Source organism: Paraburkholderia madseniana (genome assembly GCF_009690905.1).
Classification (GTDB): Bacteria; Pseudomonadota; Gammaproteobacteria; order Burkholderiales; family Burkholderiaceae; genus Paraburkholderia; species Paraburkholderia madseniana.
This window is the reverse complement of record NZ_VOSW01000310.1, coordinates 1-685: the sequence shown is the minus strand read 5'-3', so window position 1 is coordinate 685 and position 685 is coordinate 1. Positions and strand designations below refer to the sequence as shown.

Genomic DNA, 685 nt, shown 5'->3' with positions numbered 1-685 from the left:
ACCGCATTAAGTTTCGACTGCGAATACGTCGAAATATCCATTCCCTTTGGAAAGTACTGTCTTAGCAGCCCATTGGTGTTTTCGTTCGATCCGCGCTGCCATGGCGCATGAGGATCGCAAAAATAGATCTTGATATCCGTCGCCACAGTGAAGCGCTTGTGGCCGGCCAATTCCTTCCCACGATCCCAGGTTAGCGATTTGTATAACTCCTGCGGCAGTTTAACGGCGTGATTGATCAGAGCGTTGACGACAGTTTCGGTATCCTTCCCGGTGGTTTTTACCAGCATCACGAACCGGGTCTGGCGTTCAACAAGCGTCGCAATCTGGCTGCTCGCGTCGCCGAATAACAGATCGCCTTCCCAGTGGCCGGGAATCGCACGGTCTTCAACCGCAGCGGGGCGTTCGCTGATCGAAACTGCGTCACGAATTCTGCCGTGAGTCTCCGTCTTCATCGTGTGATGGCGTGACCGACGCATGGCACGCGAACGGCGCAAATGTTCGAGTAGCTCCTTCTTTAACGCTCCGCGTGCCTGTATGTAGAGGCTTCGATAGATGGTCTCGTGTGACACGTGATAGTCCTCGTTGACCGGGTATGCGTGTTTGAGCCATCCGGCAATCTGTTCGGGCGACCACTGCAGTTCCAGCTTGCTTGCCACAAGTCGCGCCAGCGGCCGGTTATCGACCA

The 685-nt window shown here is 55.0% G+C and carries 1 protein-coding gene; it reads right to left on the bottom strand.

The window, feature by feature from the left end:
• Positions 1-685: IS30 family transposase (locus FSO04_RS45965; RefSeq protein ID WP_154568037.1), on the bottom strand; the 685-nt coding region annotated here is incomplete at both ends.